The 24,336-nt window shown below is 62.2% G+C and carries 24 protein-coding genes; 13 read left to right on the top strand and 11 right to left on the bottom strand.

Translation table 11 applies throughout. The annotated features are described in order from the left end of the window. Nucleotides 1-192: 192 nt before the first annotated feature. Entirely contained in the window at nucleotides 193-1,593 is a 1,401-nt protein-coding gene (locus ACQ4W4_RS26995) for a heavy metal sensor histidine kinase (RefSeq protein ID WP_436544582.1), read from the bottom strand. Continuing rightward, complete coding sequence (locus ACQ4W4_RS26990) at nucleotides 1,590-2,300, bottom strand: heavy metal response regulator transcription factor (RefSeq protein WP_219135805.1); 711 nt, start codon at nucleotides 2,298-2,300, stop codon at nucleotides 1,590-1,592. Before ACQ4W4_RS26990 ends, ACQ4W4_RS26995 begins: the two co-directional genes overlap by 4 nt. Nucleotides 2,301-2,438: 138 nt before the next feature. Here ACQ4W4_RS26990 and ACQ4W4_RS26985 point away from each other — a divergent pair, with 138 nt between their 5' ends. After that, nucleotides 2,439-2,933 (top strand): GlcG/HbpS family heme-binding protein, encoded by a 495-nt coding sequence (locus ACQ4W4_RS26985; protein ID WP_436544581.1) that lies wholly within the window; start codon nucleotides 2,439-2,441, stop codon nucleotides 2,931-2,933. A gap of 11 nt (nucleotides 2,934-2,944) precedes the next feature. Further along, the gene (gene uraH / locus ACQ4W4_RS26980; RefSeq protein ID WP_436544580.1) at nucleotides 2,945-3,352 is read left to right on the top strand and encodes a hydroxyisourate hydrolase; all 408 of its coding nucleotides are present in this window, start codon (nucleotides 2,945-2,947) and stop codon (nucleotides 3,350-3,352) included. Between the two features lie 7 nt (nucleotides 3,353-3,359). On the opposite strand, the gene ACQ4W4_RS26975 is transcribed toward uraH, so the two are convergent. Beyond that, nucleotides 3,360-4,058 carry a glutathione binding-like protein gene (locus ACQ4W4_RS26975; protein WP_436544579.1) on the bottom strand — a complete coding sequence of 233 codons (699 nt, stop codon included), beginning with the start codon at nucleotides 4,056-4,058 and terminating at the stop codon, nucleotides 3,360-3,362. Between the two features lie 188 nt (nucleotides 4,059-4,246). Between ACQ4W4_RS26975 and ACQ4W4_RS26970 the strand changes: the two genes are divergently transcribed. Next, nucleotides 4,247-4,672 (top strand): hypothetical protein, encoded by a 426-nt coding sequence (locus tag ACQ4W4_RS26970; RefSeq protein WP_436544578.1) that lies wholly within the window; start codon nucleotides 4,247-4,249, stop codon nucleotides 4,670-4,672. Between the two features lie 4 nt (nucleotides 4,673-4,676). On the opposite strand, the gene ACQ4W4_RS26965 is transcribed toward ACQ4W4_RS26970, so the two are convergent. Then, entirely contained in the window at nucleotides 4,677-6,323 is a 1,647-nt protein-coding gene (locus tag ACQ4W4_RS26965; protein WP_436544577.1) for a methyl-accepting chemotaxis protein, read from the bottom strand. Between the two features lie 288 nt (nucleotides 6,324-6,611). On the opposite strand from ACQ4W4_RS26965, the gene ACQ4W4_RS26960 reads away from it, so the two are divergent. Both ACQ4W4_RS26960 and ACQ4W4_RS26955 read left to right on the top strand, forming a co-directional pair. After that, entirely contained in the window at nucleotides 6,612-7,040 is a 429-nt protein-coding gene (locus ACQ4W4_RS26960; RefSeq protein ID WP_086139382.1) for an EamA family transporter, read from the top strand. A 91-nt stretch (nucleotides 7,041-7,131) separates the two neighbouring features. Next, nucleotides 7,132-7,479, top strand: coding sequence for a hypothetical protein (locus ACQ4W4_RS26955; RefSeq protein WP_436544576.1), 348 nt, complete (start codon nucleotides 7,132-7,134; stop codon nucleotides 7,477-7,479). Between the two features lie 101 nt (nucleotides 7,480-7,580). Here ACQ4W4_RS26955 and ACQ4W4_RS26950 read toward each other — a convergent pair whose 3' ends face one another. Then, complete coding sequence (locus ACQ4W4_RS26950; protein WP_436544575.1) at nucleotides 7,581-8,018, bottom strand: hypothetical protein; 438 nt, start codon at nucleotides 8,016-8,018, stop codon at nucleotides 7,581-7,583. Nucleotides 8,019-8,187: 169 nt separating this feature from the next. On the opposite strand from ACQ4W4_RS26950, the gene ACQ4W4_RS26945 reads away from it, so the two are divergent. Next, nucleotides 8,188-9,030, top strand: coding sequence for an AraC family transcriptional regulator (locus tag ACQ4W4_RS26945; RefSeq protein WP_436544574.1), 843 nt, complete (start codon nucleotides 8,188-8,190; stop codon nucleotides 9,028-9,030). A 45-nt stretch (nucleotides 9,031-9,075) separates the two neighbouring features. Here the strand turns inward: ACQ4W4_RS26945 and folE are convergent, their stop codons facing one another. Then, nucleotides 9,076-9,642 carry a GTP cyclohydrolase I FolE gene (gene folE, locus ACQ4W4_RS26940; protein ID WP_034781250.1) on the bottom strand — a complete coding sequence of 189 codons (567 nt, stop codon included), beginning with the start codon at nucleotides 9,640-9,642 and terminating at the stop codon, nucleotides 9,076-9,078. A gap of 74 nt (nucleotides 9,643-9,716) precedes the next feature. After that, nucleotides 9,717-10,556, bottom strand: coding sequence for an NAD(+) diphosphatase (gene nudC, locus ACQ4W4_RS26935; RefSeq protein WP_436544583.1), 840 nt, complete (start codon nucleotides 10,554-10,556; stop codon nucleotides 9,717-9,719). Nucleotides 10,557-10,850: 294 nt separating this feature from the next. On the opposite strand from nudC, the gene ACQ4W4_RS26930 reads away from it, so the two are divergent. From ACQ4W4_RS26930 to ACQ4W4_RS26905, 6 genes are all read left to right on the top strand, one after another. Further along, the gene (locus ACQ4W4_RS26930) at nucleotides 10,851-13,181 is read left to right on the top strand and encodes a catecholate siderophore receptor Fiu (RefSeq protein ID WP_436544573.1); all 2,331 of its coding nucleotides are present in this window, start codon (nucleotides 10,851-10,853) and stop codon (nucleotides 13,179-13,181) included. Between the two features lie 385 nt (nucleotides 13,182-13,566). Continuing rightward, nucleotides 13,567-14,880, top strand: a complete 1,314-nt coding sequence (locus tag ACQ4W4_RS26925) for a dicarboxylate/amino acid:cation symporter (RefSeq protein ID WP_436544572.1) — start codon at nucleotides 13,567-13,569, stop codon at nucleotides 14,878-14,880. 108 nt (nucleotides 14,881-14,988) lie between these two features. After that, complete coding sequence (locus ACQ4W4_RS26920) at nucleotides 14,989-15,981, top strand: porin (RefSeq protein ID WP_436544571.1); 993 nt, start codon at nucleotides 14,989-14,991, stop codon at nucleotides 15,979-15,981. Between the two features lie 396 nt (nucleotides 15,982-16,377). Next, complete coding sequence (locus tag ACQ4W4_RS26915) at nucleotides 16,378-18,288, top strand: sensor histidine kinase (protein WP_436544570.1); 1,911 nt, start codon at nucleotides 16,378-16,380, stop codon at nucleotides 18,286-18,288. Then, nucleotides 18,281-19,624, top strand: a complete 1,344-nt coding sequence (locus tag ACQ4W4_RS26910; protein ID WP_436544569.1) for a sigma-54-dependent transcriptional regulator — start codon at nucleotides 18,281-18,283, stop codon at nucleotides 19,622-19,624. Before ACQ4W4_RS26915 ends, ACQ4W4_RS26910 begins: the two co-directional genes overlap by 8 nt. A gap of 90 nt (nucleotides 19,625-19,714) precedes the next feature. After that, nucleotides 19,715-20,356 (top strand): hypothetical protein, encoded by a 642-nt coding sequence (locus ACQ4W4_RS26905; RefSeq protein ID WP_436544568.1) that lies wholly within the window; start codon nucleotides 19,715-19,717, stop codon nucleotides 20,354-20,356. Here the strand turns inward: ACQ4W4_RS26905 and ACQ4W4_RS26900 are convergent. Together ACQ4W4_RS26900 and ACQ4W4_RS26895 are read right to left on the bottom strand one after the other, a co-directional pair. Beyond that, on the bottom strand, nucleotides 20,353-21,105 hold the full coding sequence (locus ACQ4W4_RS26900) for a metallophosphoesterase family protein (RefSeq protein WP_436544567.1): 753 nt from the start codon (nucleotides 21,103-21,105) through the stop codon (nucleotides 20,353-20,355). The two genes, ACQ4W4_RS26905 and ACQ4W4_RS26900, sit on opposite strands and share 4 nt — an antisense overlap. Further along, entirely contained in the window at nucleotides 21,102-21,668 is a 567-nt protein-coding gene (locus tag ACQ4W4_RS26895) for a GNAT family N-acetyltransferase (protein WP_436544566.1), read from the bottom strand. Before ACQ4W4_RS26895 ends, ACQ4W4_RS26900 begins: the two co-directional genes overlap by 4 nt. 165 nt (nucleotides 21,669-21,833) lie before the next feature. Between ACQ4W4_RS26895 and ACQ4W4_RS26890 the strand changes: the two genes are divergently transcribed. Further along, entirely contained in the window at nucleotides 21,834-22,682 is an 849-nt protein-coding gene (locus tag ACQ4W4_RS26890) for a porin family protein (RefSeq protein ID WP_436544565.1), read from the top strand. Between the two features lie 6 nt (nucleotides 22,683-22,688). Here ACQ4W4_RS26890 and ACQ4W4_RS26885 read toward each other — a convergent pair whose 3' ends face one another. Both ACQ4W4_RS26885 and ACQ4W4_RS26880 read right to left on the bottom strand, forming a co-directional pair. Next, nucleotides 22,689-23,195, bottom strand: coding sequence for a GNAT family N-acetyltransferase (locus tag ACQ4W4_RS26885; RefSeq protein ID WP_436544564.1), 507 nt, complete (start codon nucleotides 23,193-23,195; stop codon nucleotides 22,689-22,691). Nucleotides 23,196-23,456: 261 nt separating this feature from the next. Continuing rightward, complete coding sequence (locus ACQ4W4_RS26880) at nucleotides 23,457-24,236, bottom strand: acetoin reductase (protein ID WP_436544563.1); 780 nt, start codon at nucleotides 24,234-24,236, stop codon at nucleotides 23,457-23,459. Nucleotides 24,237-24,336 lie beyond the last annotated feature (100 nt).

Genomic DNA, 24,336 nt, shown 5'->3' with positions numbered 1-24,336 from the left:
GCTGATCATCGGCGCCATGATGCGCAAGCTGGTGCACGTGGCATTCGGCGTGCTCAGGTCGGGAAAAATATTTGATCCGGCCTTGCACGCCGCTTGACGGGGATAACAGTATCTACGTTGCTGCACCGGGAAAACCAAGACGTAGGTCGGATTAGCGCGCAAGCGCGTAATCCGACACCACCACCGTCAATATTACGCCGGGAAAACCAAGGTAAACGTCGTGGCGGCCGCGTCGGATGCCACCGTCGCGCTGCCGCCGTGCAATTGCATGATGGCCGTGACGATGGCCAAACCTAAACCTGTGGAGGCGGCCGAGTCGCTGCGGGCCGGGTCGGCGCGGTAGAAGCGCTCAAACAGGTGTGGCAGGTGGCGGGCGGGAATGGCGGGACCGAGGTTGCTCACGCTCAGTTCCACGCCCTCGTTGGCCGCGTGCGAACGCAATAAAATCGTGCTGCCGGGCGCCGCGTGGCGGATCGCGTTCGACAGCAAATTGCCGAGCGCACGGCGCAGCAGTTGCGGCTCGGCCGTCACCATGCCGCTGCCGTGGCAGGCCAGCGCCAGCCCGCGCTCCTCGGCCAGGCCTTCAAAGAAATCGGCCAGGCGCAAAAACTCTTCCTGCACGGGCAAGGCTTGCTTGATCAGGATCATCTCTTCCTGCTGCGCGCGCGCCAGAAACAGCATGCTGTCGATCATGCGCGACAGCCGTTCCAGCTCCTCCACATTCGACGACACCAGCTGTTCATACTCGTGCGCACTGCGCGGGCGCGCCAGCATGACCTGGCTTTGCCCCAGCAGATTGGTGACAGGCGTGCGGAATTCATGCGCGAGGTCGGCGGAAAACTGCGACAGCCGCGCATATCCTTCCTGCAGGCGCGCCAGCATGGCGTTCAAGGCCTGGATCAGGGGCAGCAGTTCCGTGGGCGCATCGCGCGCCTCCAGCTGCTGGCCCAGCTTGCCGGGCCGCACGAGGGCCGCATGGGCGGCGATATTGCGCAACGGCCGCAGTCCCCGCAGCAGCATCACGCTGGCCAGCAACGCCGCCACCAGCGCGCTGACGGCCACCGAGACAACGATCTGCCAGCGGTAGGCGGCAAACATGGCCGTGCGGTCGCCGTAGACCCGGGCGACGACAATATCGGCCATCTGCGCCGGATCGCCGATGCGCGCGCTGGCCGCCACGACCCTGGCCGGATAACCGTCGCGGCTGGTCCAGCTGACGATGTCGCTAGCCGTCACGGGCGCATCGACGGCGACGGGAACAGCATGCGCCACCGTCTCGCCGTTCGGATTGACATCGATCAACCGCGTGCCATCGGCGCGCACGATACGGACCAGGGAATTTTCTTGCCCGCTCATGGTGTCGCGGAAATACTGGGGCCGCTCGCGGATGATGTCCAGCGTGCCGGCATTGCCGAGTAATTGCTGGATCTGCCGCAGCTTGCCCAGCAATAGAATATCGTCGCGGCGCTCGATTTCCGCCACGAACGAGCGGTACAGATGCATGCCCAGCCCGGCCGACACGAGCGCCACGATCAGCACGAAGACGAGCGTGACGCGCAGGGTCAGCGAGCGGCGCAGTTGCGAGAATTTCATGCGGCGGCGCCGCTGTCGGGAGCGCTGGGCGCGCGCAATTCGCAGACATAGCCCATGCCCCGCAAGGTGTGGATCAGCTTGGGTTCGAACGGATCGTCGAGCTTGCTGCGCAGGCGGCGGATGGCCGCGTCGATGACGTTGGTGTCGCTCTCGAAATTGATGTCCCACACTTGCGAGGCGATGATGGAGCGCGACAAGACCTCGCCCTGGCGCCGCGCCAGTAAATGCAGCAAGCCGAATTCCTTGGCCGTCAGCGTGATGCGCTGGCCTTGCCGGCTGACCTTGCGTTTCATCACGTCGATTTCCATGTCGCCGATGCGGATCACGTCGTCTTCGCGGGGCGGCCCGCGCCGCAGCAGGGTACGGATGCGCGCCACCAGTTCGGCAAAGGCGAACGGTTTCACCAGGTAATCGTCGGCGCCCAGTTCCAGCCCCTTGACCCGGTCCTGCACTTCGTCGCGCGCCGTGAGGAAGATGACGGGCACGTCCGCGCCGCCCTCCTGCAGGCGCAGCGCGCGCAAGACTTGCCAGCCGTCCATGATGGGCAGCATCACGTCGAGCACGATGAGATCGGGTGACTCCGTACTTGCCATATGCAAGCCGTCGCGGCCATTGCGCGCCAGGCTCACCGTAAAGCCGGACTCGGCCAGGCCGCGCAGCAGATAGTCGCCCGTCTTCGGTTCGTCTTCGATTACCAGGATACGCATGGCCGCTTTCTAAGGAGAATATAAAACCATTCTACGCCGCGCACAGACCGCCGCGGATGATAAAAATGTCATGCGGCGATCATCTTCTCGTAGGGTAACACTGGCCATACTGGCGCTACCTTTTCAACGGACAGCCACATGAAAACCCTACTTTTCGGCAGTACCCTGCTGTGCCTGCTGGCCAGCCCCGTCCACGCCCAGCTGCGCAAGGTCGACGACCTGTCGCTGGCGGCGGCCAACAAACTGGCGAATGCGGCCATCGGCGCGTGCCAGGCGCAAGGCCGGCATATCGTCGTCACCGTACTCGACCGTGGCGGCAATGTCGTGACCGTGCAGCGCGCCGATGGCGTCGGGCCGCACAACACGGAGGCCAGCCGGCGCAAGGCCTACACGGCCCTGTCGACGAAAAACGATACCCAGGCGCTCGCCGTGGCCGCGCGCGGCAATCCCGACATGGCCAATTTGACGACCGTGCCGGAACTGTTGCTGCTGGGCGGCGGCCTGCCCTTGCGCGCCAAGGGCGAAGTCGTCGGCGCCATCGGCGTCGCCGGTGGCGGTGGCGCCCTGCCAGACCGCGCCTGCGCCCATGCCGCCCTGGCCGCCATTCCTGAACTCGATTCGCCCACCCTTTGAAAGCAACAACAATGACCTATTTAAAAAAAATCACCGCCGCCCTGACCCTCGCCAGCCTGTCCAGCATGGCGCTGGCCGCCAATCCCTTGAGCGTGCACATCCTCGACCTGCAGAGCGGCCAGCCGACGGCGGGCGTGACGGTCACCCTGGAGCAGAAAAAAGGGGATGCTTGGCAACAATTAGGCAGCGCCGTGACGAACGCGCAGGGACGCATCGCGGCCATGTATCCGGCCGGGACGCCCATGCAGGCGGGCGACTACCGCATCGTGTTTCAAACAGGCGAACACTATGCGCGCCTGAAACAGGAAACTTTTTTCCCGGAAATCCCCGTGCAATTTCACGTGGAAAAGACCGACCAGCACTATCACATTCCGCTGCTGCTCAGTCCTTTCGGTTTTTCCACGTACCGGGGTAACTGACGGCCGATCAGCCCAGCGTCTTCGCCGTCTGCCCGAACAGCACGCTTTTCGCGTCCTCGCTGACCGTCGGCTGCACATTGATGTCGGCGGCGCGGGCATACGCGCGCACGGTGGCGGGACGGGCGGCGATGGCCGCGAACCAGCGCGCCAGGTGCGGGAAATCTTCCAGCTTCTGGCGCTGGCGCGCATGCGGCACGATCCACGGGTAGATCGCCATGTCGGCGATGGAGTATGTATCGCCGGCAACGAATGCGCGGTCGGCCAGGCGCTTGTTCAGCACGCCGTATAGCCGGTTCGTTTCGTTCACGTAGCGCGTGATGGCGTAGTCGATCGGTTCGGGCGCATATTGCACGAAATGGTGGTTTTGCCCGGCCATGGGACCGAGTCCGCCCATTTGCCAGAACAGCCATTGCATCACTTCGGCACGTCCCCGCACATCGGCCGGCAGGAATTGTCCGCTTTTCTCGGCCAGGTATTGCAGGATCGCGCCCGACTCGAACAGGGACAGCGGCGCGCCGCCATCGGCCGGCGCCTGGTCGACGATGGCGGGGATGCGGTTGTTGGGCGCGATGGCAAGAAACTCGGGCTTGAACTGCTCGCCCTTGCCGATATGCACGGGAATGATGTTGTAGGGGATGCCCGCTTCTTCCAGGAACATCGTCACCTTGTGCCCGTTGGGCGTGGTCCAGTAATACAGGTCGATCATCGTGGTCTTTCCAGGTAGATAAGTAGGGCAGGCGAACTTGGCAGAACTATTGTCGCGCCGCAACTGATATGCATGGATATAATGCCACGTAAGCGAAAAACAAGACGGCGTCCAGGCAGCGCAAGCATTCACTAGCGCCGTCACGCAGGCATCCCGACATTCCAGAGCACCAACCAAGAAAGCCGACCATGCGCAAACTCCTGATCGTCACGCTGTCCGTCCTGCTGTCAGGCTGTGTCCAGGACTTCGCCATCTATATGTTCGATGGGCAAGACCATTCCCTGACCGTGCGTCGCCAGCAACGTTATTTTTGGCAAGATACCGTGGAAGTGCAGCTGATGGCCACCAATCTGCCGCAATGCCAGCGCCTGCATACGCTGTCCACCGATGCGCCGGCCGACATCACCGTCGAGCTGTTCGCGGCCGGCGATGGCCTGTGGAATATCCGCATGGGCAAGCAGCTGTGGCAGGCGGAAACGAATACCTGCAATGCGCTGACGGAAATGGAAAACGACCCGAAAGCCGACCTGGGCCAGCCGGTCGGGCAATTCGTGGTCGTCGATGACAAGCTGGAATTCGAACCGGCGCCGCAAGCGGCGGCGCCAGCCCAGTAAGTCCTTAGCGCGCCGCCAGGCTGCGCAGCGGCTTTTTCGCCACGGCGCGTGGCGCGCCTGCCGAGCTTGCCGCCAGACGCGGCGACGTTCCCGGTTCCTGCGCCGACAATTTGAAGCGCGCCACCAGCTGCGCCAGCACGGCCGCCTGATCCTGCATGCTCGATGCCGCTGCCGCCGCCTCTTCCACCAGTGCCGCATTTTGCTGCGTCACGCTGTCCATCTCCGTGATCGCCTGGTTGACGTGGCCGATACCCGTGCTTTGTTCGTGCGAGGCGGCCGTGATGTCGGCCATGATGTCGGTCACGCGCGACACGCTGGCCACCACCTGATCCATGGTCGTGCCCGCTTGTGCGACGAGCGTGCTGCCGGCCGCGATGCTGTCGACGGAAGCGCCGATCAGTTCCTTGATTTCCTTCGCTGCGCCAGCGGATCGTTGGGCCAGATTGCGCACTTCCGACGCCACGACGGCAAAGCCGCGTCCCTGTTCGCCCGCGCGCGCCGCTTCCACGGCCGCGTTCAAGGCCAGGATATTCGTCTGGAAGGCGATGCCGTCGATGACGCCGATGATGTCGACGATCTTGCGCGACGAAGCGTTGATGGTGTCCATGGTACCGATCACCTGCGCCACCACGGCGCCGCCCTGGCGGGCCACGGCGGAAGCGGACTGCGCCAGTTCATTCGCCTGCACGGCATTGCCCGCGTTCTGCGTCACGGTCGAGGTCAATTCCTCCATCGAGGCCGCCGTTTCTTCCAGCGAACTCGCCTGCATTTCCGTGCGCGCCGACAAGTCCATATTGCCGCTGGCAATCTCGCTCGATGCCGTGGCGATCGTCTCGGCGCTATGGCGGATTTCGCTGATCGCGTCGACCAGGTTGGCCTGCATGGTTTTCATCGCGTACAGCACGCTGTGGCGGTCGTTGGCATGCGTGCGCACGGCGCCGCTCAGATCGTTATTCGCGATCTGGGCGGCCACGTCGGCCGCATACTCGGGATCGCCGCCCAGCGCATGGCGCAGGCTGCGGTTGATGGCCACGACGACGGCGGCCAGCAGCGCGCACACGAGCAGCAGCACGCCCAGCGAGGTGATCAGCGACTGGCGGAAGGCCGCGTCGATATCGTCCATGTACACGCCCACCACCAGGGTCCAGGCCCATGGCTTGTAGGCCACCACGCGGCTCATCTTCGGCTCGGGATTCTTCTGGCCGGGACGGGGGAAATAATAATGGACGAAGCCCTTGCCCGCATCGCTCTTGCCGACGGCGACGATGTCACGGTACAGATAGGTGCCGTTGGCATCCTTAAAATCCGCCATGTTCTTGCCATTCGTTTGCGGCGCGGCGGGATTCATCACGACGACGGCATCGAGGTTGATGATGGACAAATAGCCGGTCTCGCCGAAACGCATGCTCTTGATGACGGCCGCGGCCTGCTTCTGCGCTTCTTCCTTCGTCAAGGCGCCGCTGGCGGCCAGGTCGCCGAACATCTTGACGGCGCCCAGGCCCAGGTCGGCGGCATTGCTCAGGTCGGCGCTGCGCTCTTCGATGCGGATCTTGCGGATTTCCAGGGCGTTATAGACAAAAATAACGGTGATGCACAACAAGCTGCAAATCAGGGGAATCCATAACTTCTGCTGGAACGTCAATTTCTTCATGCTGTGTCTCCAACTATCTATTTGCGGCAATGGGGCGTGGCCCGCTTCCAGCTGGGCAAGCCCGGAATGCGGCGACGACGGTGCTCTGGCGACACCATTCAGACGACTCCAGCATACGCTTGAACGACCGACATTTACAATGCCGGAAGGCAATGATTTTTGCTCGGTGTTGTTAATGCGTTGCGACAATTGATGAGAATTGATGTTGCGTCGCAATAAAAAAGGGGCCAGCGGCCGCCATTCTTTTGGGCTACAGTCACTGCAGTTCCTTACCGCGCAGGGAGTTCCATGTCGACCACGTTTACCTGGCAAGGCTTTGCCATCCTGTCGGCCGTGTTTGCGGCCCTGACAGCCATCCTCGGCAAGCTGGGCGTAGCCCATCTGAACAGCAACATGGCCACCCTGATACGCACGGGCGTCATCCTGCTGGTCACGGCGGCCATCATCTCGCTGCGCGCGGAGTGGCAGCGCCCCAGCGGCGGCAACTGGGTAGGCTGGACTTGCCTGATCGCTTCAGGCGTGGCCACGGGGCTGTCGTGGCTGTGCTATTTCCGCGCGCTGCAGCTGGGCCCCGTCTCGCTGGTGGCGCCCGTCGACAAGCTCAGCGTGGCGCTGGTGATGCTGGCCGGCTGGCTGGTGCTGGGCGAACCGTTCACCCTGAAAGCGGCGGCCGGGGGCGGCTTGATCGTGCTTGGCTCGCTGATTTTGCTACTCTGAGGCATTCCATGGCACGCGACGGCGCGCCTGTGTCAGAATGCACGCCGCATAGATCGAATCACGAAAGCACAGCATGACCAAGAATGAAGCCATGAAACGCATTAACGACCGCCTGGGCAAACCCACGCTGACGGACAAGAACACGCATTTTGCCAGCGTCGCCAGCTATGGCACGGACGAAGGCTGGTGGCTGAAGATCCCCTTCCTGACCTTCAAGCAGGAATTGCACTTCATTCTCAACAATGAGAAAACGAAAAGCTTTCAGCACCTGAAGATCGGCGCCAACCAGATCCTCAGCCCGGGCATGAAGTTCCGCAGCACGGGCGGCGCCGCCGACGCCTTCATGTCGGCCTCGGCGCCGAAACGCCTGGTCGACTTGCTCGACGGCGGCAGCAAGTACAACTTTACAAAACACTTTGTCAACGATTATCGCCACTAAAACACCTGACCAAACCTACTGCGCGGCGCGCTTTGCGGCCTGCGACGCTCACCGTACTAGAAATACGGTTGCGCTTCTTAGCCACAAATCACTGCCGCTCGCTACGGTTTTGTCAGGTGCTCTTGAGTTTCCCAGCCCTCCCTTGGCGGCAGCCACGCCTTGATCAAATGCTGGGCGATGTCGAGCGCGTCGTCGCGGCTGGTGCCGAAATGCAGGGGGTAGCCCCAGAACTGGCCGAACATGACGGCAAAGGCCTTGCCGGCCAGGCGCTTGGCGGCGCTCGGTTCGACCAGCACCATGCCCTGGATATACGCGCGCAGGGCGGCCTTGTGCCGTTTCATCCACAGTACGGCGCGCTTGCGCTGTTCCTGCGGATGCTCATGCCCATCCTCGTCCAGGCCTTCTTCGCTGAGAATGACAAACGCCTGCTGGCGCGCCAGCAGGGATTCGAACTGGGCGAACAAGGCTTCGTCGTGGCGCTCTGCGGCTGGATCGCGGCGCATCCAGACGAGGGGGAAATCGGTGATATCGAGTTGCATGAGAGACTCCTTCAAGGGGGTTGCCGTTCCTCCTGGCCTTCATCAGAACTCTGGCGGCGGCGGTTGCCGTTGAAGCGGGGCTGCGGATAGCCATACGATACCGATGACGGCGTCCGACGTCATTGCATACAATAGCCACAATATTGTTCAATCCAGCCAAAGTATTCCCATGCCCCACCCCCTCTTGCCCAGCATGCTGACGGCCCACCTGGGTCTGGACACCGGCGCCGCCATCATCGATTTCGACGTCGACGGCGTGCTGCGGCCCCTGCTGGCAGTGGGCCTGGCCAGCGTGCCCGAAGATGCGGAACAGGCGCCGCACCAGCACCGCAAGGGGCAGCTGCTGTACGCCACGCGGGGCGTGATCCATTGTGAAGTAGAAAGTGGGGTGTGGATCGTGCCGCCCCAGTGCGCCGTCTGGATACCGGGCGGCCTGATGCATTCGGCGCAAGGCGTGGGCGAGGCCGAATGCTACTGCCTGTTTGTCGAACCGGCCATGGCGCCGGCCCTGCCGGCCGTCTGTTGCACCGTGGCCGTCTCGCCGTTGCTACGCGAACTGATCGCCAAGGCGGCCGGTTTTCCCACCCTGGCCGCGCTGCAGGGCGCGCAGGAGCGCCTGGTGGCCACCCTGCTCGACGAATTGGCGGTCGCGCCCGTGGAAGACTTGCATCTGCCGATGCCGCGCGATGCGCGCCTGCGCCGCCTGGCCGCCCTGCTGCTGGCGCAGCCGGCCGATAAAAGCACGCTGGCCGAGTGGGCCAGCCGCATCGGCATGAGCGAGCGCAGCATGACCCGGCAGTCGCTGGAGGAAATGGGCATGAGCGTGGGCCGCTGGCGCCGGCAACTGCACGTGATCCTGGCCTTGCAGCGGCTGGCGCAAGGCCACAGCGTGAAAGCGGTGGCGCTCGAACTCGGTTATGAAAACACCAGCGGTTTTGTCACCATGTTCCGCAAGGCCGTGGGCAAGCCGCCGGCGCGCTACCTGGCGGAACGGGAATCCGGACGCGCATGAAAAAAGGCGGCATATGCCGCCTTCGTCACGCATCGTCTTCGAAAATCAGACTTCGCGCGCCAGCGCCAGAAATTCCGTACGCAGCGCCAGGTTCGGCTGCATCTCCCCCAGCATGGCCGAGGTGATGGTTTCTTCGCCCGGCGTGCGGATGCCGCGGCTTTCCATGCACAGGTGGCGGCAGCGTACGACCACGCCCACCGATTTCGGTTCCAGCACTTCCATCAGGGCATTGGCGATCTGCATCGTCATGCGTTCCTGCACTTGCAGGCGCTTGGAGAAGCAATCGACGAGACGCGTCAGTTTCGACAGGCCGACGATCTTGCCGTTGGGCACGTAGCCGATGGTGGCCTTGCCGAAGAACGGCGCCAGATGGTGTTCGCAGTGGCTGTAGACGGGGATGCCGCGCACGACGATCAGCTCGTTGTACTGTTCCGCGCCATCTTCAAAGGCTTTCAGCAAGTCCACCGGGTCCTGGCCATAGCCGGAGGTCCAATGTTTCCAGGCTTTTGCCACGCGCGCCGGCGTTTCCAGCAGGCCGGGACGCTGCGGATCTTCACCCAGGCTGCTGATCAGCCGGCGCCAGTCGTTTTCGGAGAATTCTTCTTGAGACATGCTAAACCATCCTAAAATTTTCAATTGCCGCCAGTATATAGAAAATGCGGCAGGCTGCCTGGGCAGCCCCTGGTTTAGTACCGCGCCGGCGGCCGGTGCGCGCCGACCAGCAGCGCCGAAATCGACACGCTAGAGCTCGCTTCCGGCCAGACATCGCCGGGGCCGAACCAGCGCGCCTCGGCGATCTCGTTCTCGTCGAGGCGGATCTCGCCGTCGAGGTAATCGGCCGTAAACGCGATCATCAGCGAATGGGGAAACGGCCAGGACTGGCTCATGAAGTACTGCAAGTTATGCACGCGCAAGCCCACCTCCTCCATCACCTCGCGGTGCACGGCTTCCTCGATCGATTCGCCCGCCTCCAGGAAACCGGCCAGCGGGCTGAAGCGCTGCGATGGCGAATTTTTATGCATCGCCAGCAACACCCGGTCGCCCTTGCGGATGAGCACCATCATGGCGGGCGAAATGCGCGGGTACGCGAGCATGCCGCAGGCGGCGCACGTAAAGCAGCGTTCGCCGCGCGTGCGCTGCATGGGCGTGGCGCACACGCCGCAGTGGCGGTGCGTGCGCGCCCACTCGGCCAGCTGCGCGGCGCGGCTGGCCAGGCCCAGGAAGTCATCGTCGACGGCGTTGAATAGCGAACGCAGGCCGTGATACGCCAGGCCGCTATCGGCGGGCAACAACTCCGCATCCGTCCAGACCGTCTGGCAATAGCGGCCCTGCCACCAGCCCACGGGCTGGGCGCGGCTCAGGTCGATATCGAGCGCGGCCGCCTCGGCGGCAGTGGGCAGGGTCAGCTCGGGCGTACGCAACAATAAACGCCCGCGGTGAAAGACGAGCGTCAGCGTCTCGGTGGCGGCCGGGGCCGGTTCGGGCGTGTCGATCAGGGGGACGAAGGCAAGGGGAGTGCGCAGCATGCTGGGAAGAAATTTGTAAAGGTTGCTCATCATACTCCCGCCGCCGTAGGCTTGCGCGCATAGCAGCGGCCGGGCCGCAAAGCAAGCATTCATGAGCCATGAGCGTGTTTTTTTTGCGTTACGTCCAATCCGTTGCGTAAACGATACTGATAACGATTCTCATTTACGAAATAGCGCCCGGTTATTACAATACCGCCTATTCCGTCTCCATCGCCAGCCACATGCCCGCGTGTCCAAGCACTGCGGCGCAGAGCCAGCCAGGAACCACTACCCTGACCTTTTCGAGAGAGCAAGATGGCAATCAAGAGCCGCAAACACGCCCCAACCCGTTTCAACCAGCACATCGGCGCCGCCCTGGCCGTCATGCTGCTGCCCGTCGCCGCCCAGGCGGCCGACCCCGTCGGGCAAAGCGCGCCGGCATCGCAGCAAACCCTGAACGAAATCAAGGTCGTGGGCTCCAAGGAAAATGACTTCAAGGCCGAAAAAGCCTCGTCGCCGAAATACACGGAAGATCTCGTCAACACGGCGCAAACCATCGTCGTCATCAAGAAGGAATTGATCGAACAGCAAGGCGCGCTGACCTTGACGGATGCGCTGCGCAACACGCCCGGCGTCGGTACCTTCTTCCTCGGTGAAAACGGCAACACGAACACGGGCGACGCGGTCTACATGCGCGGCTTCGATGCGTCGGGCAGTATCTATGTCGATGGCGTGCGCGACGTGGGCTCCATCTCGCGCGACGTCTTCAACATCGAACAGATCGACGTGCTGAAAGGCCCGGCGGGCACCGACAGCGGCCGCGGTTCGCCGACCGGTTCGATCAACCTGGTCAGCAAGACGGCCACCCTGGAAAACAAGTTCAATTCGCTGCTGACGGCGGGCAGCGGCAAGCAGAAACGCGCCACGGCCGACTGGAACCGCATCATCGACGCCGATTCCGGCACGGCTTTCCGCCTGAACCTGATGACGCAGGACAGCGGCAATCCGGCGCGCGACGAAGTCAAGAACAAGCGCTGGGCCTTCGCGCCTACCGTCACCTTCGGCATCGGCAAGCCGACGCGCATCACGGCCAGCTACCTGCACGTGGATCAAAATAATGTGCCCGACGGCTTCGTGCCCACCATCGGCCTGCCCGGCTACAGCACGCCGGACAGTATCACGCCGACGAACAAGGTCATCCGCACCTTCCTGAATAGCGCCGCCAAGGTCGATCCGAAGAATTTCTACGGTTCCACCGCGGACCACGACAAGGTCAAGGCCGATATGGCTACCTTGCGCATCGATCATGATTTCTTGCCCAACGTGCAGATCCAGAACACCACGCGCTACGGCAAGACCCAGCAGGATTACCTGCTGACGGCCTTCATGGGCAGCACCGCCAACCTGAAGACGCCGGTGGCTACCGATCCGTCGACCTGGACCCTGGCGCGCTCGCTGCGCACCGTGAAGGATCAGGAAAACACGATTCTGACCAACCAGACCGTGGTCAGCGCGCAATTCGATACGGGCGTGCTCAAGCACTCCGTGGTGGCCGGCGCCGAATTCACCAGCGAAAAGCAGACCAATTACAGCTATGTGCCCGCCAGCCTGGGCACCATGCCGGACGCCAATCTGTACCATCCGGACCCGCGCGCCCCCGTCACCGGCTACCAGCCCGTGCGCAGCGGCGCCTACAGCCAAGGCGAAGTCAACACGCAAAGCGTCTATGTCTTCGACACCGTCAAGTTCGGCGACAAATGGATCTTCAACGGCGGCGTGCGTTTCGATCACTTCAACACCACGTATGACGCCGTCACCCTGCAAACGGCCGTCGCCGCAGGCCAGGTGCAAAAATTGCCGGTGGGCACGCCTATTCCTGTTCACATCACCCTGAACGACACCTTCGCCAACGGCAAGATCTCGGCCCTGTACAAGCCGACGCCGGACAGCAGCGTATATGCGCTGTGGGCCACCTCGAAGGCGCCGCCGGGTACCAACTTCACGCTGAGCACGGGCGCCAGCAGCGCGCAAAACCCAATCTATGATCCGCAGGAAACCACCACCAAGGAAATCGGCACCAAGTGGGATTTCCTGAAGCAAAAACTGTCGTTCTCGGCCGCCGTCTACCAGACGGACGTGAAAAATGAAGTAGAGCAAGATCCCGTCGACCTGATCTACTATCAGAATGGCAAGAAACGCGTGCAGGGCGTCGAAATCGGCATGGTGGGCGAGATCATGCCGAACTGGCTGGTCAGCGCCGGCTACACGCGCATGAATACCAAGGTCGAGTCGGGCAAGGTCGTCACGGCCAGCGGCATCAATAACCTCAGCTACACACCGAAACAGGCGTTCACCGGCTGGACTTCGTACACCCTGCCCTTCGGCCTGAAGATCGGCGGCGGCGCGCGTTACGTGGGTGAAATGCTGCGCGGCACCGATGGCGCCGTCGGCACGCCGGCCCGCGTGGATGCCTACTGGGTCTTCGACGCCATGGCAACCTACACCGTCAACAAGAACCTCGACGTGCAGTTGAACGCCTACAACCTGGCCGACAAGACCTATGTGGCGGCCATCAACAAGTCCGGCTTCCGCTACACCCCGGGCCAGCCCCGTTCGTTCAGCCTGACGGCGAATATCAAGTTCTGACATCAAGAGAACACGCATCGCGTCACAGCAAGCCCCTCTTCGGAGGGGCTTTTTTATTGTCCTGATAATCTTGTCTTTTTGGCGCACCGCCGCCCTGCCGCGACCAGCGTATGAAAAGTCATACAGCGATGTGCTTGCGCGTCCAATATTTCGCGCAAGCACGCCAAGTTGCGACATCTAAACAACAAAAAAAGCTTCCTTAAATCAACAACTTAAGAAGTTAGGTTCCAAATTCCCATTTCAGGCATATCCTTTGCTATGTACAGGTTTTGCTGCAAATAATCGCTGGCACGCAAGGGCTTGTTTTTGAGAAATATTGACTCCAAGCTTGAGTTGCTCGCTATCAATAATCCGCTCACAGCGGCGTTTCACCGGAGGAGTCAAAATGAAAAAGAAACGGCCATTAACCCTGTACATCCTGATTGCCATGATCCTCGGCATTGCCGTCGGTTATGGATGCAACACCGCCTTCCCTGATGCCAAGCTCAGCGCTCAAATCGCTGGCAATATTTCCATCGTCACCGACGTCTTCCTGCGCCTGATCAAGATGATCATTGCGCTGCTGGTGTTCTCCACCCTGACGGTCGGCATCGCCCACATGGGCGACGGCAAGACGGCCGGTCGCATCGGCCTAAAAGCCATGTGCTGGTTCGTCGTCGCTTCGCTGGTCTCGCTGGCGCTGGGCATGGTGCTGTCGAACCTGATGCAGCTCGGTACCAACCTGGGCTTGCCATTGCCGGACATCCACGCCTCGACCAACCTGAAAACGGCCGCCTTCACCTTGAAAGATTTCTTCACGCACCTGGTGCCGAAGTCGCCGATCGAGGCCATGGCCAACAATGAAATCCTGCAAGTGCTGGTGTTCTCGATCTTCTTCGGCGGCGCACTGGCCGGCCTGGGCGAGTCGGGCAAGACCCTGACGGCCGTCGTCGATCAGCTGGCGCAAGTCATGCTGCGCATCACCGGCACCATCATGAACCTGGCCCCGCTGGCCGTGTTCGCCGCGATGGCTTCCGTCATCACCACGCACGGCCTGGGCGTGCTGGTCACGTTCGCCAAGTTCATGGGCGGCTTCTACGTGGGCCTGCTGTGCCTGTGGGCACTGCTGATCGGCGCCGGCTTCGTCGTCATCGGCCCGCGCATCTTCAAACTGGTCGGCCTGATCCGCGAACCCTTCCTGCTGGCATTCTCGACGGCCAGCTCGGAAGCGGCCTATCCAAAACTGCTGACGGCGCTCGACCAGTTCGGCGTGGACCGCAAGATTTCCAGCTTCGTGTTGCCGATGGGCTACTCCTTCAATCTGGACGGCTCGATGATGTACTGCACCTTCGCCGTGCTGTTCATCGCGCAAGCCTACGGTATCGACCTGTCGATCGGCACGCAGATCACCATGCTGCTTCTGCTGATGCTGACATCGAAAGGCATGGCCGGCGTGCCGCGCGCCTCGCTGGTGGTGATTGCCGCTACCCTGAACCAGTTCAATATTCCGGAAGCGGGCCTGTTGCTGCTGATGGGTGTCGACCAATTCCTCGACATGGGCCGTTCGGCCACCAACGCGGTCGGCAATGCCGTCGCCACGGCTGTCGTCGCCAAGTGGGAAGGCGGCCTTGCCACCGAGGAAGAAGCGGCTGCGGCCAACGCGGCCAACCAGAACACGGAAAGCCATTGGGGCGAAGCGGATCACGCTAGCAAAGCCTGATAGCGCCATGGCCCGCCACAAGCGGGCTATTTATTTGTTGTCGATGTTGAGTAACAAGCAGTCAGGTAGTGCGATCAGTAGTTATTCCAACTTATTAGAGAGATTTTCATGAAAAAAGTCCTGTTTACCCTGCTGACCCTCGGCGCAGCCTCCACCGGCGCCATGGCTCAATCGAGTGTGACCATGTATGGCGTGGCTGACGCCGGCCTGGTGTTCGACAAGGATGCGGCCGGAGACCGCCTGAACCGCGTCGCCTCCGGCGTCGCCTCGGGCTCGCGCATCGGCTTCAAAGGCAAGGAAGACCTCGGTGGTGGCCTGGCCGCCACCTTCGTGCTGGAAAGCGGTTTCAATATCGACACCGGCACCTCGGGCCAGGGCGGCCGGCTGTTCGGCCGCCAGTCATACGTGGGCCTGACCGGCAGCGCCGGCGCCGTCACCCTGGGCCGCCAATATACGCCGTACTACCTGGCCCTGCGCGACGTGGCCGATCCGTTTGTCATCGGCCTGGCCGGCACGGCGTCGAACATCATGGCGACGAATTACCGCATCGATAATATGGTGCAATACAGCACGCCGACCTGGAGCAAGCTGTCGGCCGACCTGGCGTATGGCTTTGGCGAAGTGGCCGGCGACAATGCGAAAAACCGCAGCATGGGCGGCGCCGTGCATTACATCGACGGCCCGCTGAACGTGACCCTGACGCATCACCGCCAGGAAAATGCGCTGGCGACCCACCAAACCCGCAATACCCTGCTGGCCACGCGCTATGACTTTGGCGTGCTGCAAGGCAACTTCGGCTACGCCGACAACCGCGCCCTCGACGACAGCAAGAGCAATGACATCCTGGTCGGCTTCAGCGCCCCGTTCGGCGCCACCAAGCTGGTCGCGTCGTACATCCGCCACAACGACAAGAGCAATGCCAACCGTGACGCCCAGCAGTGGGCCATCGGCGCCTTCTACGCGCTGTCGAAGCGCAGCGACCTGTACACAGGTTACGGTCACATCAGCAACAAGAACGGCGCTTCCTACAAGGTTGGCAATGCCACCGACGATGGCACCGGCACCAGCGGTTTCAATTTAGGTATGCGCCACACGTTCTAAGGACGTCGGCCAAAATCTACTGCGCGGCGCGCTTTGCGGCCGGCGATGCTCACCGTACTAGAGTACGGTTGCGCTTCTCGGCCACAAATCACTGCCGCTCGCTACGATTTTGTCGGACGTCGTGAAGTCCGTGAAATATAGGCGTGAGCCGCCGGATGCATATCCGGCGGCTTTTTTATTTCCGCGATTACTTAGCGCCTATCCCAGTAGATGAATACATCCGCTGCTAGCGCCCCTCAGAAGCGGGGACTGCGTTGATCGTCGTCGCGTGGCGCGCCACGCATCCTCCTCACGCCTTGTCCGCGCTCCTGATGTGCTGCCAGCAGAAGACGCTCCCTACTGGGATAGGCTCTTAAATGCGATACTGTGGGTTCTTGCAAGATGGCAGCTGAGTTTATGAATAGCAGTACTACGAAACCCACCCTTTCCTGGCGCCAGCGCCTGTCGCAACGGTCGGGCCGCGAAACGCTGGCCTGGGGCGTGGTGCTGGCCGCCTGCCTGGCCACCGTCTGGCTCGTGTATTTCTGGACCGAACGCATCGCCATCGGCAAGCTGCAGGCGAGCGGCGCGCAGCGCCTCGAGGTGTATGTCAGCAGCCTGGAAAATGCGCTGGAAAAATACGACTTCCTGCCCAAGACGCTGGAACTGAACCGCGACGTGATCCGCCTGCTGCAGCACCCGGAAGACCCGGTGCTGGTCGACACCGTCAACCATTACCTCGAGCAGATGAATGCTCAGGCGAAATCCTCGACCATTTTCATCAGCAACCTCGACGGCAACACGCGGGCCGCCAGCAACTGGCAGCAGCCCGACAGCTTTATTGGCGACAACATCTCGTTCCGCCCCTACGCCCAGGATGCGCTGCGCGGCACGCCGGGCCGCTTCTATGGCGTGGGTACGACGCGCTTGGAGCCCGGTTACTTCTTTGCCCACGGCATCTACCAGAATGGCCACATGCTCGGCCTGGCAACGGTGAAGGTGAACCTGGAAAACCTGGAAAAACGCTGGGTGCAAGGCGCCGACAAGGTGATGCTGGCCGACGAGCACGGCGTGATCTTCCTCAGTTCCATGGCGGACTGGAAATACAAGACCCTGGCGCCGCTGTCGCCCGCCATCGTCGAGGAACTCAACCGCACGCGCCAGTACTATTCGAAGCAGCTGGAAGCCATCCCTTTCGTTTCCGACCGCCAGCTGGGCAACGGCGCGCGCGTGATCAGCGTGCGCGAGCAGGAACATGCCGACACGCCACCGAAGATCAGCTCGAGCGTCATGACGCAGATCAAGCTCAAGTCGCCGCAAGGCTGGACGTTTATTTATCTGTCCGACCTGGCGCAGGCGAAGGCCAGCGCGCGCGCGGCGGCCGCCTTTTCTTGCGTGCTGCTGGGCTTTTTCATGCTGCTGTTCTTTTACCTGCGCCAGCGCCGCGCGGCCGTGGCGCAAAAACTGCGCGCCCGCGAAGACTTGCAGCATGCCTACGACAATCTGGAAGCCATGGTCGAGGAACGCACCTCGGAACTCAATGCCATGACGCAAAGCCTGAGCCAGGAAATCGAGGTGCGCAGCAAGGCCGAGCAAAAACTCCACATCACGCAAAACGAATTGTTCCAGGCCGGCAAGATGGCCGTGCTGGGGCAAATGTCGGCCAGCATCACGCATGAACTCAACCAGCCGCTGACGGCGCTGCGCACCATGTCCGACAATGCCGTCATCCTGCTCGAGCGGGGACGGCTCGACGATGCGCGGCGCAACCTGGCGAAGATCTCGCAAATTGCGGCCAGGATGGGGACCATTACGGGCCAATTGAAGATTTTTGCGCGCAAATCGACGACCAGCCTGACCTCCGTCTCGATCCCCACGGCGATCAGCAACGCCCTGTTCCTGGTCGAACGCCGGCTGCAGGTGGAAAATGTGCGTTTTACTTTGCAACTGCCGCCCGAGGACATCTTCGCCATGTGCGAAAGCAACCGCCTGGAGCAGGTGCTGGTCAATCTGTACGCCAATGCGCTCGACGCCATGAACGGCAGCGAGGTGCGCAGCCTGCGCGTGTCCGTCGAATGCACGCAGGAGCAGGTGCTGATTCACGTGGCCGACACGGGGCCGGGCCTGTCGACGGAAGTGTATGAACACCTGTTCGAACCGTTCTTCACGACCAAACCGCAAGGCCTGGGGCTGGGGCTGGGACTGGCCATTTCCGAACAGATCACGCGCCAGTTCGGCGGCGTGCTGCGCGCCGAAAACGCCCCCGGCGGCGGCGCCATCTTCACCATCGAACTACAGATTGCAACGCAGGAGGAAAAACATGTTTGACGGCTTGAAGGTCTTGCTGGTCGAAGACGACCCCACCGTACGCGAAGGCAGCGAGCAGGCATTGCAACTGGCCGGGCTGGACGTGCTGGCCTTCCACTCGGCCGAGCTGGCCTATAAACTGCTGACACCCGATTTCCCAGGCATCGTCGTGAGCGACGTGCGTCTGCCCGGCATGAGCGGCCTGGAATTGCTGCAAGCGGTCAAGACGCTCGATGCCAACCTGCCCGTGATCCTCGTCACGGGCCACGGCGACATCACCATGGCTGTGCACGCCATGCGCACGGGCGCCTACGATTTCATCGAAAAACCATATTCATCCGACCAGCTGGTCGACGTCATCCTGCGCGCGCTGGAAACCCGGCGCCTGACGCTGGAAGTGCACAGCCTGCGCCGCCAGCTGGAAGACGGCGGCGGCATCGAAGCGCGCCTATTGGGGAATTCCGTGGCGATGCGCGACATACGGCGTTTGATCCTCGACGTTGCCAATGAACCGGCCGATGTGCTGATCTATGGCGACACGGGCACGGGCAAGGAAATGGTGGCCCGTTGCCTGCATGACTTCAGCCACCGCCGCAAGCACAACTTTGTCGCCGTCAACTGCGGCGCGATTCCCGAAAGCATTTTCGAAAGCGAAGTCTTCGGCCACGAACCGGGCGCGTTCACTGGCGCGGCCAAGCGGCAAGTGGGCAAGATCGAGCATGCGGATCAGGGCACATTTTTCCTCGACGAGATCGAAAGCCTGCCCCTGTCCCTGCAGGTGAAATTGCTGCGCGTGCTGCAGGAACGCTATATCGAACGGCTCGGTTCGAACGTGCCCACGCCCGTCGACGTGCGCGTCATCGCGGCGGCCAAGCTGGACCTGGAAGACTTGTCGCAGCAGCAGAAATTCCGCAGCGACCTGTACTACCGCCTGAACCTGATCGTGCTGCACCTGCCGCCGCTGCGCGAACGGCGCGAGGATATTCCCATCCTGTTCGAACACTTCGTGCTGGCCGCCGCCGCCCGCTACAACCGCGCCGCGCCCGTCGTCTCGAGCGCCCAGATGCGCAACCTGATGGCCCATTCCTGGCCCGGCAATGTGCGCGAACTGCGCAATATCGCCGACCGCTTCGTGCTCGGCATCGCCGGCGGCGCCTCGAGCCTGCTGGCGAGCGCCCAGTCCAGCCCGTTGTCGCTGGCGGAGCAAGTGAACGGCTTCGAACGCGCGCTGATCGAGCAGGAACTGCGCGCATATGCGGGCAACGTCAGCGAAGTGAGCACAGTGCTCGGATTACCGAAACAAACCTTGTATCACAAGATGCAGAAGTACAACCTGGTGGCGGAAGAATTCCGCTAGGCGTCTGGAGGGAGGCGAAGCGATTCAAAAAAGCAACAAAATATTGCCGCATGGTATATATTGTTTCTTTTTGATAATTTATTAAAACCAATGAAAAAACCTGTTTTCCTCTTTTCCCTGTTGCTCTGCAGCGCCAGTTTTGCCCAGGATACCGCCACCGCCGAAGCACCCGCCGCTGCCGCCGCCACCGAAGCGGCCAGCGCGCCAGCGGCGCCGGCAACATCGGCCATCAGCCGCCTGCGCCTGTTCGGCCAGAATGGCGCCACGGCCTTCCTGTACCGCGACAGCAGCTGCATCCGCGGCATGTTCAGCGATGGCGTGGAAAAGGCCAGTGGCGGCATGAGTTCCGCCTTCGGTTCCCTGATCGGCAGTGTCAGCAATACCAGCCTGGGCATCCCGGAGACGGAAACGTCGAAAAACCTGTCGCGCAAGGATGGGATTTTCTCGAAAGCTTATTTCCGCGAATATGAAGTTCCAGCCGACAAGCCAAGCAGCCTGCGTATCGGCTTCCAGGACGTTTCGCCATTTTATGTGGTCAACGGCATCAACTATGAAACCGTCTCGCCCAGCTGCAGTGGCGACATCACCTTCACGCCGCGCGCGGGCGAAGATTACGAAGCGGCGTTCTCGTGGGAAGGCAAGCGCTGCAGCATCAGCATCAACCGGGTGATCGCCAAGGACGGCAAGACGGAACTGGTGCCCGTGCCCATCACGCGCGCGCCAAGCTGCTAAGCAACATCAGGCGGCCCGACGAATCCCGTGCGCAAGGGCACGACCCAGTCGGGCCGCCCGTTGGCCAGCGCCAGCCGGGCCGCCTTGTCCCAGTCATATTTGACCGCATGCAACTGCACCGTCCAGGCGCCATCGGCGCCCTGTTCCGCGATGGCATAGCGCGCGTGCGGCGTACCGTTTTCCATCACGTGCGGATAGCCGTGGTCGTCGTCGTAGGCCTGCAAGCCGACGCTGCCCGGATTGACGATCAACCGCCCATCGGCCAGACGCACCTGGCGCGGCATGTGCGTGTGGCCGCACAGGATCAGCGCCGCATCCGTCTCGCCGGCGCGTTCCGCTACCTCCTGCGGCGTGGCGGCGCGGCTGCCTTGCGGCGTGACGCTGTCGAGAAAATACACGAGGTCGCTGCTGGGCGTGCCATGCACGAGCAGCACGTCTTTGCGCAGGCGCAAGGTGGCGGGCAGCGCGGCGATCCAGTCCAGTTGCTCCGGTAATAGTTGCGCGCGCGCAAAAGCGTCGGACAAGCCCATGCGGGCCGGGTCGCCGAACAGCTGGCGCTCGTGGTTGCCGCGGATGGTGGGCAAGCCGAGGGCCATCAGGCGCGCCGCCGTGGCGCGCGGCTGCAGATGGCCCGAGACGATATCGCCGAGGTTGACGGTCACGTCCACGTCACGCCGGGCGATGTCGTCCAGCACGGCCTCCAGCGCATCGAGGTTGCCGTGGATATCGGAAATGGCGGCGATTCTCATGTTCCCTCCTGTGCGTACCATTCTGCGCGCGTCAGACGATACAGGCAATGGGTGCGCAATGCGTGTCCTGGCGGCAGGGCCGGATGCTCGAAGGTGGCAGCATCGCGACGCATGCCCAGGCGCGCCATCAGGGTGCTCGAGCGCACGTTGGGCAAGGCCGTAAACGAGACGATCTCCGGCAATTGCAAACGCTCGAAACCGGCCTGCAGGGCGGCGTGCGCCGCTTCCTGCGCGTAACCTTGTCCCCAGTAATCGAATGCCAGGCGCCAGCCGATTTCCACGCATGGCGAGCACGGCAATTGTGCGTCGGGGCTATGCAGCCCCGTCATGCCGATAAAGGCATTGTTTTCACGCAAGGTTACCGCCCATAAACCCCAGCCCCGCCCGGCGATCAATCCGCTGCAGCGCCGCGCCATCGCGTCGCTGGCGTCGCGCGACAGGACCGCCGGGAAACAGGCCATCACGCGGGGATCGGCATTCAGGGCCGCAAATGGCGGCAAGTCGCTGTCGCGCCATTGGCGCAGCAGCAAGCGCGGTGTCGCCAGCTCGATGATTGCTTGCATCGTTTTCTTCTCCTCTAACCAGGTCTTACATACGGTAGGACAAATCCGACGGTAATTTGCGCCGTGCGGCTACGTAATCCAAAAGTAACAATTGCTACCATTTCCTCATTGCACTGTTGCCCAAAACGTCGCGACAGTTTTCACTTTATTTTGAGGAGTTACCCCATGTCTGTCATGTCCGTGTCCACCCGCCTGTCCCCACCACGCCCGCACCACCTCGCCTTGCGCGGCGCCATGATGATGGGCGTGCTGGGCATTGCCACGGCGGCGGCCACGGCGCGGGCCGAGCCATCGCCCGCGCTGGACCGTGTCAGCATCTCGGTGGGCGCGTTTTCCGCCGATCCGCGCATCAATATCGGCGCCGACACGCAATTTGGCCGCATCGACGCGCCCGAATCGAAGCAAAGCCATACGACCATCCCGCGCATCAAGGCGGACTTGCTGATCGGCGACCGCCATGGCCTGGCATTCGACTACTACCGCTATGACAAATCCTACACGCCAAGCTTGACGGGCGAGACCATCATCAATGGCCAGCCCGTCACGGGCACGGCCACGGCGAATGCCGATTTAAAACTGGACCTGGCCAAGCTGGCCTATAAATGGTGGCTCGGCAGCGGCAACGACACCTTGGGCATCGGTCTGGGCGCCGCCTACTACCATGCCAACCTGAACGGCACGGCCACCGGCGTCGTCAATGGCGAAACGGCGACGGCGCGCGATTCCATCGGCGAGCACGCGTTTGCGCCGCTGCTGGAAGTGGGCTGGCGCCATGCCTTCACGCCGGATTTGCGCATGTATGCGGAAGCGTCGGGCATCAAGAAAAACGGCGGACGCATCAACGGCCACATCTACGGCGGCAATGTCGGCGTGGAGTGGTTCCCGTTCAAGAATATCGGTTTCGTGGCCGACTACGGCATCTCGAAAATCAAGCTGCACCGCGACAGCGAACGCGATGCCGACCTGAACATTCGCCTGACGGGACCGTCGGCATATGTAAAAGTACGCTTCTAATCTGGCTCAGGCCGCCGGTTTCAGCAAAGTCATCTGGAACTGCGGCAAGTCCGGATCCTCGTACGCCTCGATCCTGGCAAACGGCAGGCGCACAAATGCCTGCCGCCAGAACGCGCAAGCAGCGGTATCGGCGTGGAACATCGCCACCAGCCACGTCTGCGCGCTGCCCAGCAGCACGCGGCGCACCACTTCCAGCGCCAGCCCCCGGCGCCGGTATTTCTTCAGAATAAAGAAGTCGCTGAACTCCCGCACCGCCAGTTCCCCCGCCATGCCCGGCTCGGTGATATAAAACCCCGCCAGGGCGCCGTCGACCTCGATCCAGACGGCAGTATGCGCGGGCGCATGCACATACTCGGCCAGCCCGGCATCGCACACATCGTAGCGGCCATCGGCCAGCACGTCTTCACCGCTCCATGCGGTATTCTCATAGCAGTACAGCTGGAATAGCCGCGCCAGCGCCCCTTCTTCGCCGGGGGCAACGGCGCGTAATATCATGTTCTGAGCTATCGGCATGGTCCTGTCTTTCCGACGCATGGCGTCGCTGAGTTGGCGAGTGTAGCACCACCCTCGGTTCTGGCGAAGAAGCCCTGAACCAGGCCCTGAAACGCTATCGGCAGGGTCAGGGCTACCGGCAGACGCCGAGTGGGCGTCGTTCCGTACAACAAGATGATCGACAGGGTCCCGCGCGACAACCGCAAGGAAGTCAGCGTCAATTAATCGATGGGGTCTGACAGGGACGCCAAGTCCCGCCGGGTCAGCCCCCTATTAACGCCATCAGCGATACACCAATCCCCCATCGATCAGCGGCGCCTGGCCCGTCATGTAATCGGCATCGGGCCCCGCCAGGAAGGAGACGAGCCCCGCCACGTCATCGGGTGTCTCGGCGCGTCCCAGTGCGATGCCGTCCACAAATTTTTTATACGTCGCACCCAGCTCGGCGCCTGTCACTTCGGCCATGCGCTTGTCGATCTCGACCCACATGTCCGTGCCGACGACGCCAGGGCAATACGCGTTGACGGTGATGCCGTCGGCCGCCAGTTCCTTGGCCGCCGCCTGCGTCAGCGCGCGCACGGCAAACTTGGTGGCGCAATACACGCCCAGCAGGGCAAAGCCGTCATGCCCGGCGATGGAGCAGGCATTGATGATCTTGCCCTTCTGCTTGCGCTTCTTGAAGGTTTTGGCGGCCGCCTGGATGCCCCAGAGCGTCCCCTGCACATTGATGCGCATGATGCGGTCGACCTCTTCCGGCGTGACGTCGAGCAGCGGCTGCACTTGCGCGATGCCGGCGTTGTTGACGATGATGTCGAAGCCGCCCAGTTCCTGCTCGGCAAACGCCACCGCTTCGCTCACCTGATCGCGCTGCGACACGTCGGCAATAAAGGTGACGGCGCGACGCCCCAGCGCGCGCACTTCGGCGGCGGCCGTGTCCAGCTTGTCCTGGTTCAAATCCACCAGCGCGATATCGGCGCCATCCTTGGCCAGGCGCAAGGCGATGGCCTTGCCGATACCTTGCGCGGCACCTGTGACCAGCGCGACTTTTCCGGAAATACCCATTCTGCGTTCCTTTCAGTGTTGTGAGAAGAGACGCTTCAGCCTACCTGAATTTCGTCTTTTTCCGCGTCTTGAAACGTGCGCACCCGAAAAAAACGCACAG

It is taken from the genome of Janthinobacterium glycogeni, from assembly GCF_051380725.1.
In the GTDB taxonomy this organism is placed as follows: domain Bacteria; phylum Pseudomonadota; class Gammaproteobacteria; order Burkholderiales; family Burkholderiaceae_D; genus Janthinobacterium.
Note: the sequence above shows the minus strand (reverse complement) of the source record. Positions and strands in the feature narration are given on the sequence as shown.

Coding starts and splice junctions, on each gene's coding strand:
- ACQ4W4_RS26995 (WP_436544582.1), bottom strand. CDS start 1,593: ATGAAATTCTCGCAACTGCGCCGCTCGCTGACCCTGCGCGTCACGCTC.
- ACQ4W4_RS26990 (WP_219135805.1), bottom strand. CDS start 2,300: ATGCGTATCCTGGTAATCGAAGACGAACCGAAGACGGGCGACTATCTG.
- ACQ4W4_RS26985 (WP_436544581.1), top strand. CDS start 2,439: ATGAAAACCCTACTTTTCGGCAGTACCCTGCTGTGCCTGCTGGCCAGC.
- uraH (WP_436544580.1), top strand. CDS start 2,945: ATGACCTATTTAAAAAAAATCACCGCCGCCCTGACCCTCGCCAGCCTG.
- ACQ4W4_RS26975 (WP_436544579.1), bottom strand. CDS start 4,058: ATGATCGACCTGTATTACTGGACCACGCCCAACGGGCACAAGGTGACG.
- ACQ4W4_RS26970 (WP_436544578.1), top strand. CDS start 4,247: ATGCGCAAACTCCTGATCGTCACGCTGTCCGTCCTGCTGTCAGGCTGT.
- ACQ4W4_RS26965 (WP_436544577.1), bottom strand. CDS start 6,323: ATGAAGAAATTGACGTTCCAGCAGAAGTTATGGATTCCCCTGATTTGC.
- ACQ4W4_RS26960 (WP_086139382.1), top strand. CDS start 6,612: ATGTCGACCACGTTTACCTGGCAAGGCTTTGCCATCCTGTCGGCCGTG.
- ACQ4W4_RS26955 (WP_436544576.1), top strand. CDS start 7,132: ATGAAACGCATTAACGACCGCCTGGGCAAACCCACGCTGACGGACAAG.
- ACQ4W4_RS26950 (WP_436544575.1), bottom strand. CDS start 8,018: ATGCAACTCGATATCACCGATTTCCCCCTCGTCTGGATGCGCCGCGAT.
- ACQ4W4_RS26945 (WP_436544574.1), top strand. CDS start 8,188: ATGCCCCACCCCCTCTTGCCCAGCATGCTGACGGCCCACCTGGGTCTG.
- folE (WP_034781250.1), bottom strand. CDS start 9,642: ATGTCTCAAGAAGAATTCTCCGAAAACGACTGGCGCCGGCTGATCAGC.
- nudC (WP_436544583.1), bottom strand. CDS start 10,556: ATGCTGCGCACTCCCCTTGCCTTCGTCCCCCTGATCGACACGCCCGAA.
- ACQ4W4_RS26930 (WP_436544573.1), top strand. CDS start 10,851: ATGGCAATCAAGAGCCGCAAACACGCCCCAACCCGTTTCAACCAGCAC.
- ACQ4W4_RS26925 (WP_436544572.1), top strand. CDS start 13,567: ATGAAAAAGAAACGGCCATTAACCCTGTACATCCTGATTGCCATGATC.
- ACQ4W4_RS26920 (WP_436544571.1), top strand. CDS start 14,989: ATGAAAAAAGTCCTGTTTACCCTGCTGACCCTCGGCGCAGCCTCCACC.
- ACQ4W4_RS26915 (WP_436544570.1), top strand. CDS start 16,378: ATGAATAGCAGTACTACGAAACCCACCCTTTCCTGGCGCCAGCGCCTG.
- ACQ4W4_RS26910 (WP_436544569.1), top strand. CDS start 18,281: ATGTTTGACGGCTTGAAGGTCTTGCTGGTCGAAGACGACCCCACCGTA.
- ACQ4W4_RS26905 (WP_436544568.1), top strand. CDS start 19,715: ATGAAAAAACCTGTTTTCCTCTTTTCCCTGTTGCTCTGCAGCGCCAGT.
- ACQ4W4_RS26900 (WP_436544567.1), bottom strand. CDS start 21,105: ATGAGAATCGCCGCCATTTCCGATATCCACGGCAACCTCGATGCGCTG.
- ACQ4W4_RS26895 (WP_436544566.1), bottom strand. CDS start 21,668: ATGCAAGCAATCATCGAGCTGGCGACACCGCGCTTGCTGCTGCGCCAA.
- ACQ4W4_RS26890 (WP_436544565.1), top strand. CDS start 21,834: ATGTCTGTCATGTCCGTGTCCACCCGCCTGTCCCCACCACGCCCGCAC.
- ACQ4W4_RS26885 (WP_436544564.1), bottom strand. CDS start 23,195: ATGCCGATAGCTCAGAACATGATATTACGCGCCGTTGCCCCCGGCGAA.
- ACQ4W4_RS26880 (WP_436544563.1), bottom strand. CDS start 24,236: ATGGGTATTTCCGGAAAAGTCGCGCTGGTCACAGGTGCCGCGCAAGGT.